The organism is Paracoccus sp. S4493, from assembly GCF_000967735.1.
Taxonomy (GTDB): domain Bacteria; phylum Pseudomonadota; class Alphaproteobacteria; order Rhodobacterales; family Rhodobacteraceae; genus Paracoccus; species Paracoccus marcusii.
Genome location: NZ_JXYF01000133.1, coordinates 1 through 566 on the forward strand (window position 1 = coordinate 1; position 566 = coordinate 566).

The following is a 566-nucleotide window of genomic DNA, read 5'->3' on the forward strand; positions in this document are numbered from 1 at the left end:
CTGCGCCTCGATCCGGGCCACGCCCATCTCGAAGGTCAGCACCGCCAGGCGGTCATCATGGGTCACCGGGATCTTGTGACCGAAATGCTTGGCCATCGTGCCGGTCAGCGCGGCGGCGCGGGCGGTGGGGAAATCGGCAGTCATGCGCATGGGATGTCCTTTCGCGAATGCCCCGCAGCTAGGATGCCAAAGTGATTGAGTCAACAATTCGCTGCGATATTCCGACAAAAAGACCCTGACATTCTTGCGCGGCGCGCGCGACGGCGCTAAGCCCGCCCGGCGTGCAGCCAGGATCCAGCCACCACGCGCAACCTTGATCGAAAGGATCGCCATGCGCCGCATCGCATCGCCCGCCCTGTTGGCCACCGCCCTGATGACCGCGCCGTTCGCGGCCCTGGCCCAGGTCACCGTCGATACCGCCCAGGGACCCGTGACCCTGCAGGACAATCCCGACAGCGTCGCGGTCTATGACATGGCCGCGCTGGACACGATCACCGCCCTGGGCGTGACGCCCACGGGCAGCATCGACAACATCCTGGTCCCCGCCCTGCGCGATGCGGCGGCGG

1 pseudogene is annotated in these 566 nt (G+C 66.8%); it reads left to right on the top strand.

From position 1 onward, the window contains the following. Positions 1 to 331: 331 nt before the first annotated feature. Positions 332 to 566 (top strand): annotated as a pseudogene (locus TW83_RS14855) (iron ABC transporter substrate-binding protein); the annotation flags it as partial.